The sequence below is a fragment of the Candidatus Enterococcus ikei genome (assembly GCF_017316105.1).
Taxonomy (GTDB): domain Bacteria; phylum Bacillota; class Bacilli; order Lactobacillales; family Enterococcaceae; genus Enterococcus_L; species Enterococcus_L ikei.
Genome location: NZ_JAFLWD010000021.1, coordinates 1 through 17763, shown reverse-complemented (window position 1 = coordinate 17763; position 17763 = coordinate 1). Strand labels below are relative to the sequence as shown.

Sequence of the window (17763 nt, the reverse complement as noted above, 5' to 3'; positions counted from 1 at the left end):
ATGATCAAAGCAAAACATAGTGTTAACCCAAACAGCTAAACAATTCAAAAATGAATAATTGTAAACATATTAGAATTTTCCATCCTTTAAAAGAGTACGTGAAAGAACTGGAAAAAACAATCTTTTTGCCTCTTTGTTCTAACAAAATTTTACTTCTTATTTCTGTTATGAAAATGCGAATAACTATCGATCCATTCTTTCATCGAAATTTTACCAACTAGTTCTCCAATCAACTCATAAGGAATATTTTTTGGATTACTAAACCGTATACAACTTTTGCCCATATTCAACTTAGTCGGAACAACCTTTTGATATTCATCTTGAAACCACGATAAGAGAACTTTGTTTCCCATAATTCCCATATGATACAAGGATAAATGCTTTTTTTGAGCACCTAAGCTGATAAACGGTAATGGTTCATCTTTTCTATCTAAGTACCCATCTGGAAAAACATTTAAAGGAACAACATAAGTCGGCATCCCATATTGCAAACATAACTCAAAACCTTCAGGTATGTTTTCAGCAATGATCTTCGCTAATTTTTGATACGATTCCTGCCATTTTTCATCAATATTTTCTACGTATTCTTGTACTTCATCCACGCAAAGTTCCTCCTCCGTTTGCTAAAGATTGACGATAGAGTTCTTTAGATTTAAATCCTTTTTGTAAAATATCGATCATTTCATTTTTTCTTTTTGCTTGTGTTGTTTCTTGTTTAGCACTATAAATATACCGTGCCCAATCTTTTTTATAGCCAGGTGTGAGTTGATTAAACATAGCTTTCGCTTCTTTGTGATCCTCAATAAACGATTCTACAGCTGGTATAAATTGAATGTAATCATCGACACGGGCACTACTTACATTAGTTGATTTTGTTGTTCGTTCAACATTTTTCATACCAGTTACTGTAAAGGTCTCATCTAGACTAACCATCCGATTGAATTTCAACGTGCTACTTCCTATATAACCATCACTATCATCTACTTGAAGCGCTGGAAAAATTTCATCTCGATGAACAAATGTTGAATACACCGTGTTGCCTTTTTTAGGATAAGCTACAAAAAGCACACCATTTTTGTGAAGCAGCTGCTTTTCGATTACTTCTGTTACAATTTTTTTTAATTCTTCCATCGTCATGACAAATACAAAAATCATATCCGTAGGCTCCACTGGAAGTTGGCTCTGATCCTCTTTTAGCTCAGGTAAATACTCTTGACTTGGTCGATTAACAATTACTTTATTTGAATAAGTCATTAATTTTAACTTTTCAACAATCGATTTCCCCATTTTTCCCAGCCTTTCCGTCTATTTTACAAGCTACTGGTAGTGTACCATAAAATGATAGCGCTATTCACTTGCTAGCTTCTTTAAAAATCATATCAAATCCGCAGTTCCTCTCACCATGGTATACTAAAAGAAAATCCACTAAGAAAGTAGGCAGCTATCATGACACTTATTGAAAACTATATTTTAGAATGCCCGAAAGATCGCCAAGAAAAACTACAACAACTATACACCATAATCAAACAACTCGTTCCCCAAGCAACAGAAAAAATGACCTATGGAATGCCCACCTTCTATTTAAATGGTAATTTAGTTCATTTTGCTAATATGAAAAATCATATTGGCTTTTATCCTGCACCGACTGCTATTAAAGCATTTGAAAATGAACTGATACCTTTCAAAACAAGTAAAGGTGCTATTCAATTTCCAGTGGATGGTGAATTACCAACAGATTTAATTAAAAAAATCGTAGCTTTTCGAGTAAATGAAAATACGAAATAATAATGACTAAGAATAGATGCGTTGACTTCATTTGGATTATGTTTAGAAGCTTTTAGATAAGTACATTTTTCCATAACATAACGTATAATTAAAAATTTTCTCTATCAGTCAAAGTTTTTCTACTTATTTATCTTAAGTTTTCTCGATTAAATAGTTGTAAATAGCTGAACAACTGTTCATAGGAGTTTTTTTTTGCTATAATATCACGGAATGTATCATTATATTGAGGTGAAGCTTTTGGACAATCAGAATAACTCCCGTCAAACGGAACAACATTCTAAAAAAGTACCAGAAAAGAAGAAGATTTTTTTAATTATAAATGTAGTGATTCGTGTAATACAATCATTATTTGTCTTTGCAGTCGTTATCCTACTTTTAGGCGGCGCTTTAAGCCTTGGGATCGGTATGGGATATTTTGCTTTTCTAGTTGAAGATACGCAACCACCAACAAAAGAAGAACTCCAAACAGAAATCAGTGATATCACTGAAGTTTCCCAGATGACTTATGCGGATGGTACAACTATTGCTAAGATCAAATCAGATCTTATTCGAACAAGAGTCGATTCAGAACATATTTCTCCATTGCTCAAAAAAGCAATTATTTCTACCGAGGATGAATACTTCGAAGAACACAAAGGTGTTGTTCCTAAAGCGGTCATTCGTGCCCTTGTTTCTGATGCAACAGGTATAGGTGGGTCATCCGGAGGATCTACACTAACACAACAATTAGTGAAACAACAAATCTTGACAGATGAAACAACCTTCAAACGAAAAGCAAATGAGATTTTATTAGCCTATCGTATTGAGAAGTATTTCTCAAAAGATGAGATTGTGACTACTTATCTAAATGTTTCGCCATTTGGACGTAATAACAAAGGTGAAAATATTGCAGGGGTTGAAGAAGCGGCTAAAGGATTATTTGGCAAAAGCGCTAATGACTTAACACTACCGCAAGCAGCCTTTATTGCAGGTTTGCCGCAAAGTCCAATCATCTATACGCCATATAGCAATACGGGTGCCTTAAAAGCAGATGAAAACATGGCCTATGGAATGAAACGAAAAGATTTTGTTTTATTCAGTATGTATCGTGAAAAAGCCATTACTAAAGAAGAATATGAAGCAGCCAAAAATTATGATTTGAAACAAGATTTCCAACCGCAACAAGAATCCAATCAAAACACCGAAAGCTATCTTTACAATGCTGTATTAGAGCAAGCAACTAATGTAGTGATGGATATCAATATAGAAAAAGCGGGTGTAAAAAAAGAAACGCTTGATGATTTAGGACTTTCTCAATACAAAGATCAAGCACGAAAAGAAATTCAAAATCGCGGTTATACAATCCAATCAACAATTGATCAAACGGTTTATGATACCATGCAAAATGCTGTAGCAAACTTTGGCTACATGCTAGACGATGGGTATGGTGTCGGATTTGTTGAGACCGGAAATGTTTTGATGGATAATAAAACTGGTAAAATCATAGGTTTTGTAGCGGGGCGTGACTTTAATGTTAGCCAAAGTAATCATGCACTAGATACAGTCCGACAAGTTGGTTCTACGATTAAACCGATTTCTGTCTATGGACCGGCTATCGATCAAGGTTTGATCGGTTCAGAAAGTCGCTTAGCCAATTATCCTACCACATACAGTAGTAGTGGCAAGCCGCTAGAGAATGCAACAAATTCTGGAACAAATACATTTGACACCGTCCGTCATTCATTAGAATGGTCGTATAATATTCCAGTTTACCATCTAAATGAAGCCATGAAAGCACAGATGGGCGATGAGAATTTCTCTTACAATAATTATCTAAGTAAAATGAATTATCCTGCTAGCGATGCTTGGGCTTATCAATCCGCTCCTTTAGGGTCTGTTGAAACCACCGTTCTAACACAAACAAATGGGTTTCAAGCACTTGCTAATAAAGGCCAATATCAAAAAGGCTATATGATCGATAAAATCACAGATAATAGCGGAAAAGTTATTTATGAACATAAAGATGCGCCCGTTCGTGTCTATTCTGAAGCGACCGCTTCGATCATGAATGACATGATGCGTTCTGTCTTAGATTCAAAAATAACAACGCCTTTTAAAAATATGGTCAATGGACTTAATCCTGCTTTTGGAAATGTTGACTGGATCGGTAAAACAGGAACAACCGATTTGTACAAAGATGCTTGGTTAGTTGTTTCGACACCGACGATTACCTTAGGTTCATGGACAGGCTATGATAATCCAACAGCTATGAGTCCAAATAGTGGAGATCAAAATAGTGCCTACTTAGCAAATCTAGCAAATGCAGTCTATTCAGTCAGACCTGATTTATTCGGCACTGGTGAAAAATTCACTCTTTCAAAAGACGTAATCAAGTCAACTGTCTCAAGCTTTACAGGAGAAAAACCAGGTACTTTCACCTATAACGGCGGAACTTATACAGCTCCTGGACCAAATGTCGAATCTTTCTATGCGAAAGATGGCGCTCCGAAAAGCCAATATAAATTTGGATATGGCGGATCAGATGCAAACTATAGCGCTTATTGGGGACGCTATGCGACAACGCCTTCCTCTTCAAATGCAGGCTCAACAACGACACCTTCTTCTGAAAAAAAAGAAGATAAGAAAAAAGAAAACACAACCCCTTCTTCAAGTGAAAAAAACAATAACTAATCTCTAGAGGCTCAAACAAAACGGCAATATGTTTTGTTTGAGCCTCTTCTAATTTAATGTGTATTATTTAAACGATATACCTCTTCTAAATCTTCTTCTAAAAACGGCTGATCTTTATAATAAAATTTATGATCTTTTTCATTGATTTCACGGATTACTTTGCAAGGGTTTCCAACTGCAACCGAATTTTTTGGAATATCCTTTGTCACAACGCTACCAGCGCCAACAACACTATTTTCACCGATTGTTACACCAGGACAAACTGTCGTATTTGCTCCAATCCAACAATTATCCTCGATCGTTACTGGATTGCCATACATCAAACGCCGATAAGCAGGATGAATGGGATGCCCTACCGTTGCGATTGTCACGCCCGGACCAAAAGCAACTTTATTTCCGATCTTAATCGGCGCATCATCAATAAAAGTGCAGCCCATATTTAAGTAACATTCTTCACCAAGCTCAATATTACTGCCATAACAAAAATAAAAAGGCGGTTCGATCCACGCATTTATTTTTGTTCCAAAAATTTCATCTAAAAGCTGAAATTTTCTTTCTACTTCGTCAGGTGACGTTTGATTAAAAGCCCTCATTCTCCTTTTTGCCTGTAATCGCTCCTCAGGCAATCCTTCACAATCATCTAAAAATAATTTACCAGTCATGATTCTTTCTCGCATATTCATTGAAATTACTCCTTTTAGTAACTATAGTGAGAACCGATTTTTTTCAATAAAAAACACTCCCTAATGTAAGTATACTAGCTTTGAACTCTAGTTTCTACTTTATAGGGAGTGTAGCTGATAAGCAAGAATACTTACAGCTAGGCTATGTTATTTAGTTGAACCTTTTTGATCCATACCATATGGTAAGATAACTGTCTTATCTTCAATTTCTTCTTTGTTCATTAATTTTGTCAATAAACGCATTGAAACTGCACCAATGTCATACAAAGGCTGTGTTACGCTTGAAAGACGAGGACGAGAAACTTCTGTCAGCAATGAGTTATTACTTGTAATGATCTCGAATTCTTCTGGTACTTTCACACCAGCATCAATCATTCCATCTAATAAACCAATTGCTAGTTCATCATCAGTCACATATGCAGCTGTCGCACCACTATTACGAATACGTTCAGCCAATGAAATACCTGCTTTAAATTTATATTCAGACTCAAAAATCAAGCCTTCGTTGTAAGATAAACCATTATCAGCTAGCGCTTCTTTGTAACCTTTGATACGATTTTGACCATTGATAGGATCGATCAATGCACCACTAACAAAGGCAATTTTCTTATTGCCGTTTTTAGCTAATAAATTCGTTGCATCTTTCGTCGCTTCAGTATAATCAATGTTTACACTACCTACTTGTTCATCAGGATCGATCGAACCTGCTAAAACAACAGGTGTTTTAGAGCGAGAAAATTCCCCACGGATCTCATCAGTGATATGATGCCCCATGAAGATGATTCCATCTACTTGTTTTGCCAAAAGGTTGTTTAATACATTGACTTCTTTTTGATCATTGCTATCAGAATTCGCTAAAATAATATTGTATTTATACATTGTTGCAACATCATCGATACCTCGCGCTAACGAAGCAAAAAAGATATTACTGACATCAGGGATAATAACACCTACAGTCGTTGTTTTTTTACTTGCTAAGCCACGGGCTACAGCATTGGGACGATAATCTAAGCGGTCAATTACTTCTAACACTTTTTTTCGTGTAGCAGGCTTCACATTCGGATTGCCATTGACTACACGAGATACAGTCGCCATGGATACATTTGCTTCACGAGCAACATCATAAATAGTAATTGTTTGTTTTTCCATGTTAATTCTCCTAAGTATTTATATTTGTTTTCATTTTCTGAAAACGCTGTTTACATTTCTCACTAAGAATAGCAGAGTTTTTTTATTTTTGCAACCGTTTTATCCCATTTTCATGAAAATTTACTCCATATTTCAAAAAGCGCTTTTTCTCATTTCGTGGTATGATAAAGATAAGTTTTTTAGCGTATAGCTTTAAAGAAAGAAGGATATCTATGAATCAAGAAAAAATGAATGAACTAAAAAAATGGATGGCCAATGAAAATATCGATCTGACTTATATTAGTGATCCTGGACATATTGCTTATTTTTCCGGCTATAAAAGCGACCCTCATGAACGAGTGTTAGCTTTATTTATCTCATTAAATCAGGACCCTTTTTTATTTACTCCAGCTTTGGAAGTTGAAGATGCTGAAAAAAGTTCATGGGCCTACCCGGTTTACGGCTATCTTGATAGCGAAAATCCTTGGGAAAAAATTGCTCAATTAATCAAAAAAAATGGTAACCCAAGTAAAATTGCTACTGAAAAAGAAGCCTTGACTGTTGCCCGCTTTGATATGTTAAATAATTATTTCCCAGCTACTGATTTTTCAGCTAGCGTTACCCCCGTTATTGAAAAATTACAACTCTTAAAAACGCCATCTGAAGTATCTAAGCTGATGGAAGCTGGCGATTGGGCCGATGTTGCTTTAGAAATCGGTTTCAAAGCAATTAAAGAAGGCGCTAAAGAGCAAGAAATTCTAGCTGAAATCGAATATCAGCTAAAACGTCAAGGCATACGTTCAATGAGCTTTGATACCTTAGTCCTAACTGGAAAAAATGCTGCTAGCCCTCACGGAAATCCTGGAAATACAGCAGTTGCTAAACAAGATTTAGTACTATTTGATTTAGGTGTTGTTTATAACGGCTACTGTAGTGATGTTACACGGACTGTTGCATTCGAAGAACCAACAGATTTCCAAAAAGAAATCTATTCTATCGTTTTAGAAGCACAATTAAAAGCAATGGATGCAGTAAAACCTGGTGTTACTGCTGGAGAATTAGATGAAGTTGCTCGCGGCGTTATTAGCGACCATGGCTATGGTGAGTATTTCAATCACCGTCTTGGGCACGGTATCGGAACAACGGTTCATGAATATCCATCTTTGGTCACAGGAAATGATCTAGTTATTGAAGAAGGTATGTGTTTTTCAATTGAACCAGGAATTTATATTCCTGAAAAAGTTGGCGTGCGTATCGAAGATTGTCTACATGTGACAAAAACAGGTTGTGAAGCTTTTACAAAAACACCAAAAGAATTAATCATTATCGACTGATCACTATAAAAAAACAAAGCCCGCATTCTTTTTTAGAATGTTGGCTTTGTTTTTTCACTCTATTTACCTTTAACATTTTCAACTGTTTCTTTAACAGCTTTCTTTGTATCATGCTTTGCTTCTTCTGCTTTTTCAGGTACATCTTTCGTTGCTTCTTTTGCTTCAGCAACACCTTCTGAAACTGTTTCTTTTGCTTTTTTCGCAGATTCTTTAACATCTATAAAGATATCATCAGATGCATCTTCAGCAATGTCACCTAATTCATCTACTTGATCATTTACGTCTTGTGCAGTCTTTTTAAAACGATCAGATAAATCTCCCGTTTGTTTTTTAAATGATTCTAATACTGTATCAGATACGCCTTGAGCCTTATCTAAAGAATCTTTCGTTTTATCTTTTACATTACCAGCTAAATCACCAGCCTGCTCGCCTAGTACATTCGCTTTATCTTTAGCGATAGATGATAACTCAGAACCCTTTTGTAATGCGTAATCTGTGTAATCTGTTGCTTTATCTTTAAAATCGTCTGCTTGGTTTGCTAAATCTTCGCGTAATTCTTTACCCGATTTTGGTGCTAATAAAAGTGCCGCTACCGCTGCTGCCGTTCCACCAATGATTGCTCCTAAGAAAAATCCACCTTTTTTCGCCATGTTTATTCCTCCATTATCTATTTTTATTTGATTGTTTCGCTTGTTGATGATTTTTTAGGTCGAAATGCTCTAAACGCTGCTCCGCCGACCTTACTTACAACACCAGCTTTTGCTGTCGTTTTTCCTACAGCCCCAACTTTTCCAAGTAAGTTTCTGCTAGAATAATTTAACTCAGAAACACTTTCACTTAATTCTGCTACAGCTTCAAATAAAGGATCGATCGTCGCTACCTTCTTATTGACGTCATCTAACAATTCGTTACTTTTTACTAAAAGTCCCTCTACTTGTCTAGATAATATATCTACATCTTTCGTTACGACCTCAATCGTTTTATTTGCTTCATCAACCGTGGTAGTTACTTTATCTACCGTTTTGCTGATTTTCATCAATACTAAAACAATAAATACTACTAATACAGCAAACGCCACTGCAGCAATAATCGCTGCAACCTCTCCACCTGTCATCTTCTTGCTCCTTCCATCAATTATTCCATGCTCTTAGAATAACACCAACTGCTATTTTTCACAAATTATTCAATTAGCTTTGTTGTCTTAATTATAACAATTTATAAGCGACACCACTAGATTTTATAAAAAAAGACAGAACAAATTTTGCTCTGTCTTCAAATGAAAAAAACCTATAAAATGTCTAGTCTATTTCTTTTTTAGTAGCGTCTTCTTTAGCAAGCTCAGCTCCTAATTCAATGATATATTCACGTAAGTTGTCCTTCACTTCTGGGTGAACTAAGCCATATTCAATACTTGTTTTCATAAAGCCAAATTTATCACCTACATCATAACGTTTACCTGTGAATTCTCTAGCAAACACGCGTTGTGTTTTGTTCAACGTATCAATAGCATCTGTTAACTGGATTTCACCGCCAGCTCCTGGTTCTTGTGATTCCAATACGTGGAAAATTTCCGGTGTCAACAAGTAACGGCCGATGATGGCTAAATCACTTGGTGCTTCTTCCGGTGTTGGTTTTTCAACAAAATTATTTACGTTATATAGTCCTTTAGAAACTTCAACTTCAGGATTAATGATTCCATATTTTGATGTTTCTTCATGTGGAACTTTCATAACAGCAATCGTTGATGCATGTGTTTCATCATAATCATTCATCAATTGTTTTGACAAAGGTACTTCGTCTTCCATGATATCATCGCCAAGCATTACAACGAATGGTTCGTTTCCAACAAATGCTTTTGCTTGTAAAACTGCATGACCTAATCCTTTAGGGTGAGATTGACGAATAAAGTGAAGATTAACATCTGTTGTTTCTTCTACTAATTTTAATAGATCCGTTTTATTTTTCTCACGTAGATTACTTTCTAATTCAAAGTTTGCATCAAAATGATCTTCGATTGGTCGCTTTGCTTTACCTGTCACGATCAAAATATCTTCGATTCCTGAAGCTAGAGCTTCTTCAACGATAAATTGAATCGTTGGTTTATCTACGATCGGCAACATTTCTTTTGCCATTGCTTTTGTTGCTGGTAAAAATCTTGTCCCCAGTCCAGCTGCTGGAATAACCGCTTTTTTTACTTTCATGCCATTAGGCCTCCTAAAAATTATATAGAAAATTCATTTTCTGTTTTACCATCACGCAACATAATTTCTTTTGCTGCTTGTTTTACATCTTTACCTTCATACAAAACCTTATAAATTGCTTCAGTGATTGGCATATCAACATTCAACTGCTGTGAAAGCTCATAGGCAGCTTTTGTTGTAGAGACGCCTTCAACAATCATTCCCATGTTTTCAAGAACCTCGTCTAGACTATGTCCTTTGCCCAAAAGATTTCCAGCTCGCCAATTACGCGAGTGAACGCTGGTACACGTAACAATCAAGTCACCGACTCCGCTCAAGCCAATAAAAGTTAAAGGATTCGCTCCCATCGCCACACCTAGACGGCTTATTTCCGCTAAACCACGCGTCATAATTGCAGCTTTCGCATCATCACCAAAACCTAAGCCATGGATTGCACCTGCACCTAAAGCAATAATGTTTTTCAACGCAGCTCCTGTCTCAACTCCGATTACATCATCATTTGTATAAATTCTAAAGTAATCATTCATAAATAAGGATTGAACATATGTCGCCTCTGTTAAATTCTCACTTGCAGCAGTGATCGTTGTAATATCATGAACAGCAACTTCTTCTGCATGGCTAGGTCCAGATAAAACAACGACACCCCGCCTTTTTCCTGACGGAATTTCTTCCATCAAAACTTCAGATATTCGTTTATGACTTCCTTGTTCTAAACCTTTACTAGCGTGTATAATCAATGGTTGATTTTTGCATTTTGCTGTAAATTCATGAGCAACTGTCCGAATTGCCTTTGTTGGAACTACAAACAAAACTGCATCTGCATCTGCAATACATTCTTCTAAGGACATCTTCCCTTGAATTGACTCTGGGATAACTAGGTCTGGAAGATAGTGATGATTCGTATGGTAGGTATTGATTTCATCAATTTGCGCCTTATTATGTCCCCATATGCGAACCTCATGACCATTTTCTGCTAAAACTTGGGCCAATGCAGTTCCCCATGAACCAGGACCTAAAACAGCAACTTTTTGTTTCATTGGTGAAAATCTCCTTTCAAAATAAGAAAAGCTGAACGAACTCGCCAGCTCTGATAGAAAGATAGGAAAAATTGATTGAGTCGCTCTTTGACTCCTTCAATTTTTATCTTCTTTCCGAAGAGCTAGTTTGGTAAGCTAGATCATAGAAAAGCTGAACGAATCGTTTAGCTCTGACAGAAAAATAGGAAAAACTAACTGAGTTACTTTTTGACTCCTTTAGTTTTTATCTTTTTTTCGAAGAGCTGATTCAGTTGAGTTAGATCAAAATACTTCTATTATCACTATCTACCATTCAACTTCTTATTTCTATAACTAAACACATTAGTCTACTAAATTTATAACTTTCATACCCATCTAACATTTTACCATAGCTTAGCTATAATAGGCAGACTTAAAGAGCCTTTTTTACTGTTCCTTTTTCACGGTCATAAAATTTTAATGACCCTTTTTTACGACGAATGATCACGAGCGCAATTGCCCCGAAAAATAACACTAGAGAAACAAGTTGAGAAACTCGAATACTTCCAAATGCATATAGACTATCTGTCCGCATCCCTTCGATGAAGAAACGTCCGAAAGAGTACCAGATGATATAGCCAAAAAAGACTTCGCCTTCTTTTAAGAAATTTTTCTTTTTCCTTAAAATGATTAATACAATAAAGCCTAAAACATTCCAGATAGATTCATATAAAAAGGTTGGTTGATGATACGTTCCATCAATATTCATATTATCGATAATAAATTTAGGCAAATGCAAACCTTCTAAAAATGATCGCGTTGTAGCTGGACCATAGGCTTCATGGTTCATAAAATTACCCCAACGTCCAATTGCTTGTGCCAAAATAACACTTGGTGCGGCAATATCCAAAAAGGTCCAAGTTGAAATAAAACGATGCCTTGTAAAGAAATATAATGCAAGACCTCCGCCGATCAATCCACCATAGATTGCTAAGCCGCCATTTCTGGTCAAAATAATTTCAATTGGGTTATCAACATAATCCTGCCATTGAAAAATAACATAATACAAGCGGGCACCAATAATGGCACTAGGCAACCCCCACAACATAAAGTCAATCACGTCATCTTCTTTTAACCCGACCCGAACTGCTTCTCTACTACTTAGCCAAACAGCTAGTACGATTCCTGAAACAATAATAATTGCATACCAGTAAACAGCTATCCCAAAAAGATTAAGCGCTACTGGATTTACTTGTCCTAACATTGGCTTCCTCCTAATTTAAAAGCTGAACAGACTCGTTCAGTTCCGACTGAAAAATAGGAAATTATGATTGAGACGCTTTATGTCTCACTCTTATTTTATCTTTTTTCCGAGGAACTAGCCTGTGAAGCTAGATAATATTACAAACAGAATGGGCTCGCTCAGCTCTGACAGAAAAATAGGAAATTATAGCTGAGGTCTTCTTTACCTCAGTCATAATTTATCTTTTTTCCGAAGTGCTAGCCCGCGTATCTAGATATTCCCTGAATTTTCCTCAATCAAACGAGTCAAACGGTCTTCAAATGCTTTTGTTGCATCATAACCCATCGTTTTTGCCCGGAAATTCATTGCAGCAACTTCAATAATGATTGCCACGTTCCGCCCCGTTTTAACAGGAATCCGAATCTGAGGAACATCAACACTCGCAATTTCAACCATTGCATCATCTGATCCTAAACGGTCATATTTCTTGTCTTTTTCCCATGCTTCTAAATAAACAACAAGTTGGACTTGCATAAAGCCACGAACCGCACTTGCACCAAATAAATTCATTACGTCGATAATCCCAATACCACGAATTTCAATCAGATGCTGTAAAATTTTAGGTGGTTCACCAACAACTGTCAATTCATCTTGCTGATAAACATCCACTCGGTCATCTGCAATTAATCGATGGCCACGTTTGATCAACTCTAACGCAGTCTCACTTTTACCAATACCGCTATCCCCTTGAATCAAGACACCCAGTCCATAAACGTCAACTAAAACACCATGTACGCTAGTTCTTGTTGCTAAACGACTGTCTAGGTAGCTAGATAACTCTCCTAATAATCTAGATGTAGAAATCGGCGAGCGTAAAACGGCTAAGCCTTTTTCTTTCGCTGCTTGTACCATTTCTTCCGGTGCTTCTAATCCTCTAGAGATAATAAAAGCCGGCGTATCCTTCTCACATAAACGACGCATCACCATCAAACGTTCTTCAGGTATCATTCGTTCAGAAAATGTAATCTCCTTACTACCAAATAACTGCAAGCGATTATGAGGATAATAATTAAAGTAACCTGTCAATTCCAGTCCAGGACGGGAAATATCTCCTGTTGTGATTTCTCTATTTAAACTTTCTTCATCGCCATAAACGACTTCTAAAGAAAGCTTCTCTACCAGTTGATGAATTTTTACAACTTCTTCCATCTTTATCATTCATTCCTTTCCAGTTCTCTACTCGTTCCATTTTATCATTTCAGGTGGGAAGTTTCTAGCCATTAGGAAGATCTCAGGGGTTTATTTGATTTTCTTTATATCTTATTATTTATTTTGACTAAAGAAACATTATAAATATGCAACTTTGTTAAAGTCTAAATGTAATTACCTGTTCTTTCAATTTTTCGATAGTAATATGCTTCACTCAATGATTCTATGTTACTTTTCTCTTTTAAAAAATAAAAAAAGGTGACTGATGTACCACTCTCATCAGTCACCAAGCCTAAAATAGGCCAATTATTTTACTATAACGTTTCAACACTTATGACTTATTGTCGAACTAGTTCTAACTTTTGTTCGTTGACAATTACAGCATTCTCCTCTCCATTTGTTACATCAAGTGTCCGAACATTATACTCACTACCGTATACCGCTTCAACATGACCGAATCCTCCATCATATAGAATAGCATCTCTAAGGTTATAAACTGCTTCAAAATTGTCTGCGAAACCACTTGGTACAAGTTCAGGATACATTCTTTCTGCAAATTTGTACTCATCGTACGCAATTCCTACATGCTTAAGATACCAGAGACTACCGTTTGATTCTGCAAAATAGACCTTTGCCTTAATTTTAGAAGTTAATTTGATAGCCGCTTTTGTTGACACTCTACTCACTACGAGTTCTAATCTATATTTTTTATGTGCTGGTACTCTTGTATTTTGAGCTGGCACTGTAAAAGTCTCCGTGTGAGACTTTGTACTAGAATCCTCTTTGTTAAAATCAGCTTGAAAACGGATCGTTGAGGAAGCGTTCACCATAAGATCAAAACTGACACTGGATTCTGCTCCTAGCGAATAATTTTGCGTGATGGTCGATGTTTCTGACTCTTCAATGACCTCATTACGAGATACTGAGGTAAATACCTGTTCTTCATCGGAATCGTTTACAAAAGTGTTCATATCAATATATTTGGGCTGGAGATTATCGTGTGTGATATCGTATACTCTTACATGATTATCATAGGCTTCAAAATCACCTGGATATGTTAATGTTGGCACTGAACCAGGAGGTAACGAATTAATCGCTTGACGATAAATACCAATACATTGTCCCATCATCATTAACTGATACTTTGGCTGTTCCAGACCTGATAATCTTGTACCAGTATCTTGTTTGACCAACAGATTATTTTGAACTGGTGTACTATTTTGTTTTTCAACTTCTGCTTCAGCAATACTTGCAACTGCTCCTACAGACGATAAACACATAATTGAAGTTATCATATAATAAAATATTTTTTTCATTTTTATCCCTCCTATGCTATTTTTATAAACGACTCTCCATCTTTTACCTTATTGCCTAATTAGTTCTATTATTTTTTCACTGACAACTACTGCTTTATCTTCACCGTTAGTTATGTCTAATATATGCGCACGAAAATCAGAACCATATACAGCCTTTACATGACCACGTCCTCCATCGTATAAAACAGGCATATCTTGATTACTCGCATCTGCTTGTACTTCCCAATTTTGTATAAGATTCGGCAAACTAGAATCATTTTTTTGCGCTTGACGATAATGATTTATTAGTGGATTTACTTTTTCAAAATCTCGAGTTCCGTTTGCTCTTAATGCTTTATAAACATCCGCATTTATTTTAGAGGTAAGCTTGATATCTGCTGTTGTCGCTGTTTTTGCCATTATTAATTGCAGTTTATATTTTTTATGGGCTGGTACTTTAACAGTTTGAGAGTTCAAAGTAAGTGTCTCAGAATGGCTCTTCGTATTAGAATCAGCTTTGTTAAAATCTACTTGAAATTTAATGGCTCCACTAGCTTTTACTATAAGATCAAAACTAAGTCTTGATTCTACTCCCAAAGCATAATGTTGCGTAATCGTCGATGTTTCAGATTCTTCAAACGTCTCTGAGTGCGCAATTGAGCTATACACTTGTTCTACATCAGTTTCATTCGAGAACGTATCCACATCAATATACTTAGGCTCATAGTTATCATGTGAAATATTCTCTACTCTTATATGGCGATCAAAAGCTTTAAATTTTTCTACTGCACCTATAGGGACTGTATCCTTATCTATTTCACCATTTTTTATTTGATATTGACCATAGCAAAAACCAATGTACAATAATTCGTTCATTGCTTCTGCATCTCCTTCTGGTGTTTCCTGGTTCAGCAAAGGACTATTTTGTACTGGAGTAATATTTTCTTTTTCACCTACGGCTTCGGCAGCACTTGCAATTGACCCTACAGACGACAAACACATAACGGTTGCTAAAAAACAGCATAATTCTTTTTTCATTTTTTAACCCTCCTATCTTATTTTTATAAAAAATAGTTCATTTCGATAATCATCAGCCCTCGCTTTCTTTTAGAACTATTCACTAACTCTATTAGTGATTCCATCTATCTAAAAATATATATTTCTTCTTGTATTTTCACATTCAGTAAAACATTTATATGTTTATTAATATATTAATACATTAATAAAAATAAGAACATACGACATATGTTATACTTGCATTACTTAATGTCGTCAAATTATATAGTGTTACTATATTGACTAGATTCAACCATGCTTACTTATTGACTATCTCTATTTAATTCGTATACTTAGTTTGTACTATTTCCAGTGATAAAAACATGTATTGGATGTGTTTTTCATAAAAAATAATTTAAAAGAACAAGCAAGAAATCTACCTTTAGCCCCCGGTGTCTATTTAATGAAAGATAAACATGGAGTAATCATTTATGTAGGTAAGGCAAAAAAAATGCGTGAACGTGTGGGCAGCTATTTTGTTCAGAACAAACAACATTCAAGCAAAACAATTCGGATGATTCAACAACTAAATAGCTTCGATGTGATTGAAGTAGACTCTGAACTAGATGCTCTTTTGCTAGAATGCCAATTAATTCAAGAATACCGCCCAATCTATAATCGACAGATGAACTCTTTTGAAAAATATAAATATATTGAAATCAATATAGAAAAAGAAGACATTTCAATCAATATACGCACTGTCCCAACGAAAAAAAATTGCTTTGGTCCATTTTCCATCAATAGGAAACTTTCAGAACTAAAACAAATTTTAGAAAACCTATATGGATTAAACCAAAATAATTATTGGCAGCAGTCTTTCTCTGAAAATGCCGCACCTCCATTAGACCCAAAGACTGCTGCCGCAGAATTACTTGGTGCGTTTACACATGATAATCAGCTGCCTCAAAAGCGTTTAGAGAAAAAAATGATTTTAGCTTCTGAAAGTCAATCTTTCGAAAAGGCATTAAAATTACGCGAAGATTGGCACTTTCTCACACGCTTTTTCAATCAAAATAGAAAACTGGTTCTAGCAACTCAAACAAATTGGCAACTGCTTTATTTTCCTATTGATTCAAAAATAAAATATTATCTGATCTATCAAGGACTCGTGATTAACAGCCGTACAGTGACCAAACGAACCTTTACTAAATATGCACCAGATGAACTGGCAAAAAAGATTCTCCCCAATAATAGACCAGACAATAACAACACATTTTCGAAAGAACAAGTTGATTTTATTAATATTTTATACAGTTATATTAATCGACATAAGGAATGTCGATTACTTGATATTGCTGATCCATTTGCATAAAAAAAGGATAAGACCCAACTTACCGTTTGGGTTTTATCCTTATTCACTATATTTATCCAAATTACGTTCACTAACAATCGTATTGACTAATGACATGATTACAGCCATCAAGATTGCTGCACCAAAGCTAGAAAAACCGAAATTCATTTCTCCAACAAACGATGATGTCATTTTTAAAATTGCTGCGTTTACAATAAAACTGAATAAACCAAATGTAAGTAAAGTAAATGGCAGAGATAAAATCGTTAACACTGGTTTTACCAACATATTTAATATGGAAAGCACAAATGCTGCAATCACTGCCATCCAAATACTTCTTACAAAAATCATATTCGGAAAAATCACTGAGAGTGAAACAAATGTCAACGTATTAACGATCAAACGTTGAAAGTACGTCATTAAAAGTCACTCCAGTCATCATCATTCACTTTTTCCGCTTGTTTTCTTTGTTTTTGCCCATTAGCGTATGGGTTTGGATTACGGGTATTTCTGTTATATGGATTTTGATTGCCGTAGTTATTGTAGTTTTTGTTTTTACCAGAAGGAAGCAATACAGCTAACGCAATGTAAAGCAAGAATCCTGGAAATCCTGCAGAGAAAATAGCAAGAATAACATAAATCACTCGTACTATGGTAGGATCGACACCGATCCACTCAGCAATCCCTGCTAAGCTTCCTGTTAATACCACATTATTAGGAGATTTTGTCAATTGTTTTTTCATCTCTTTTCACCTCTCATCTTAAGAATTATACACTAGAATGGATATTGAGACAAAAGTTTTTTCTTTAAAAAAACTGAATCGTTTCCTGTTTGACCATTCTTTTTTTAGTTTCCTCTGATCAAAAGTTAAG

Annotated in this window: 18 protein-coding genes; 4 read left to right on the top strand and 14 right to left on the bottom strand. The window is 35.6% G+C overall.

Translation table 11 applies throughout. The features are described from left to right. Positions 1 to 149: 149 nt before the first annotated feature. Together JZO69_RS09550 and JZO69_RS09545 are read right to left on the bottom strand one after the other, a co-directional pair. Positions 150 to 602 (bottom strand): DUF1801 domain-containing protein, encoded by a 453-nt coding sequence (locus JZO69_RS09550; protein WP_207112649.1) that lies wholly within the window; start codon positions 600 to 602, stop codon positions 150 to 152. Further along, positions 595 to 1287 carry a YdeI/OmpD-associated family protein gene (locus JZO69_RS09545; protein ID WP_207112648.1) on the bottom strand — a complete coding sequence of 231 codons (693 nt, stop codon included), beginning with the start codon at positions 1285 to 1287 and terminating at the stop codon, positions 595 to 597. Before JZO69_RS09545 ends, JZO69_RS09550 begins: the two co-directional genes overlap by 8 nt. Before the next feature lie 159 nt (positions 1288 to 1446). On the opposite strand from JZO69_RS09545, the gene JZO69_RS09540 reads away from it, so the two are divergent. Next, on the top strand, positions 1447 to 1785 hold the full coding sequence (locus tag JZO69_RS09540) for an iron chaperone (RefSeq protein WP_207112647.1): 339 nt from the start codon (positions 1447 to 1449) through the stop codon (positions 1783 to 1785). Positions 1786 to 1995: 210 nt separating this feature from the next. Further along, the gene (locus JZO69_RS09535; protein ID WP_207112646.1) at positions 1996 to 4455 is read left to right on the top strand and encodes a transglycosylase domain-containing protein; all 2460 of its coding nucleotides are present in this window, start codon (positions 1996 to 1998) and stop codon (positions 4453 to 4455) included. 53 nt (positions 4456 to 4508) lie between these two features. On the opposite strand, the gene JZO69_RS09530 is transcribed toward JZO69_RS09535, so the two are convergent. Together JZO69_RS09530 and ccpA are read right to left on the bottom strand one after the other, a co-directional pair. Continuing rightward, a complete protein-coding gene (locus JZO69_RS09530; RefSeq protein WP_207112645.1) occupies positions 4509 to 5138 on the bottom strand; it encodes a sugar O-acetyltransferase in 630 nt (209 codons plus the stop codon). A 147-nt stretch (positions 5139 to 5285) separates the two neighbouring features. After that, positions 5286 to 6287, bottom strand: a complete 1002-nt coding sequence (gene ccpA / locus JZO69_RS09525) for a catabolite control protein A (RefSeq protein WP_207112644.1) — start codon at positions 6285 to 6287, stop codon at positions 5286 to 5288. 212 nt (positions 6288 to 6499) lie between these two features. Between ccpA and JZO69_RS09520 the strand changes: the two genes are divergently transcribed. Then, positions 6500 to 7600 carry an aminopeptidase P family protein gene (locus JZO69_RS09520; RefSeq protein ID WP_207112643.1) on the top strand — a complete coding sequence of 367 codons (1101 nt, stop codon included), beginning with the start codon at positions 6500 to 6502 and terminating at the stop codon, positions 7598 to 7600. Positions 7601 to 7659: 59 nt separating this feature from the next. Here the strand turns inward: JZO69_RS09520 and JZO69_RS09515 are convergent, their stop codons facing one another. The 8 genes from JZO69_RS09515 to JZO69_RS09480 all read right to left on the bottom strand — a co-directional run bounded on the left by JZO69_RS09515 (position 7660) and on the right by JZO69_RS09480 (position 15581). After that, the gene (locus JZO69_RS09515) at positions 7660 to 8250 is read right to left on the bottom strand and encodes a YtxH domain-containing protein (RefSeq protein WP_207112642.1); all 591 of its coding nucleotides are present in this window, start codon (positions 8248 to 8250) and stop codon (positions 7660 to 7662) included. Positions 8251 to 8273: 23 nt separating this feature from the next. Continuing rightward, positions 8274 to 8714, bottom strand: a complete 441-nt coding sequence (locus JZO69_RS09510) for a DUF948 domain-containing protein (protein WP_207112641.1) — start codon at positions 8712 to 8714, stop codon at positions 8274 to 8276. 184 nt (positions 8715 to 8898) lie between these two features. Further along, on the bottom strand, positions 8899 to 9801 hold the full coding sequence (galU, locus tag JZO69_RS09505) for a UTP--glucose-1-phosphate uridylyltransferase GalU (RefSeq protein ID WP_207112640.1): 903 nt from the start codon (positions 9799 to 9801) through the stop codon (positions 8899 to 8901). A 20-nt stretch (positions 9802 to 9821) separates the two neighbouring features. After that, positions 9822 to 10838 carry an NAD(P)H-dependent glycerol-3-phosphate dehydrogenase gene (locus JZO69_RS09500; RefSeq protein ID WP_207112639.1) on the bottom strand — a complete coding sequence of 339 codons (1017 nt, stop codon included), beginning with the start codon at positions 10836 to 10838 and terminating at the stop codon, positions 9822 to 9824. Between the two features lie 391 nt (positions 10839 to 11229). Beyond that, complete coding sequence (gene lgt, locus JZO69_RS09495; protein ID WP_207112638.1) at positions 11230 to 12060, bottom strand: prolipoprotein diacylglyceryl transferase; 831 nt, start codon at positions 12058 to 12060, stop codon at positions 11230 to 11232. A gap of 249 nt (positions 12061 to 12309) precedes the next feature. Then, positions 12310 to 13248, bottom strand: coding sequence for an HPr(Ser) kinase/phosphatase (gene hprK, locus JZO69_RS09490; protein ID WP_207112684.1), 939 nt, complete (start codon positions 13246 to 13248; stop codon positions 12310 to 12312). Positions 13249 to 13586: 338 nt separating this feature from the next. Continuing rightward, entirely contained in the window at positions 13587 to 14564 is a 978-nt protein-coding gene (locus JZO69_RS09485) for an ETX/MTX2 family pore-forming toxin (RefSeq protein ID WP_207112637.1), read from the bottom strand. A 48-nt stretch (positions 14565 to 14612) separates the two neighbouring features. Then, positions 14613 to 15581: an ETX/MTX2 family pore-forming toxin gene (locus JZO69_RS09480; RefSeq protein ID WP_207112636.1), complete on the bottom strand. Its 969-nt coding sequence runs from the start codon at positions 15579 to 15581 to the stop codon at positions 14613 to 14615. 361 nt (positions 15582 to 15942) lie between these two features. Here JZO69_RS09480 and JZO69_RS09475 point away from each other — a divergent pair, with 361 nt between their 5' ends. Continuing rightward, the gene (locus JZO69_RS09475; RefSeq protein WP_207112683.1) at positions 15943 to 16911 is read left to right on the top strand and encodes a GIY-YIG nuclease family protein; all 969 of its coding nucleotides are present in this window, start codon (positions 15943 to 15945) and stop codon (positions 16909 to 16911) included. 39 nt (positions 16912 to 16950) lie between these two features. On the opposite strand, the gene JZO69_RS09470 is transcribed toward JZO69_RS09475, so the two are convergent. After that, positions 16951 to 17310, bottom strand: a complete 360-nt coding sequence (locus tag JZO69_RS09470; RefSeq protein ID WP_207112635.1) for a phage holin family protein — start codon at positions 17308 to 17310, stop codon at positions 16951 to 16953. Further along, the gene (locus tag JZO69_RS09465; protein ID WP_207112634.1) at positions 17310 to 17633 is read right to left on the bottom strand and encodes a PspC domain-containing protein; all 324 of its coding nucleotides are present in this window, start codon (positions 17631 to 17633) and stop codon (positions 17310 to 17312) included. Before JZO69_RS09465 ends, JZO69_RS09470 begins: the two co-directional genes overlap by 1 nt. Between the last annotated feature and the right edge of the window lie 130 nt (positions 17634 to 17763).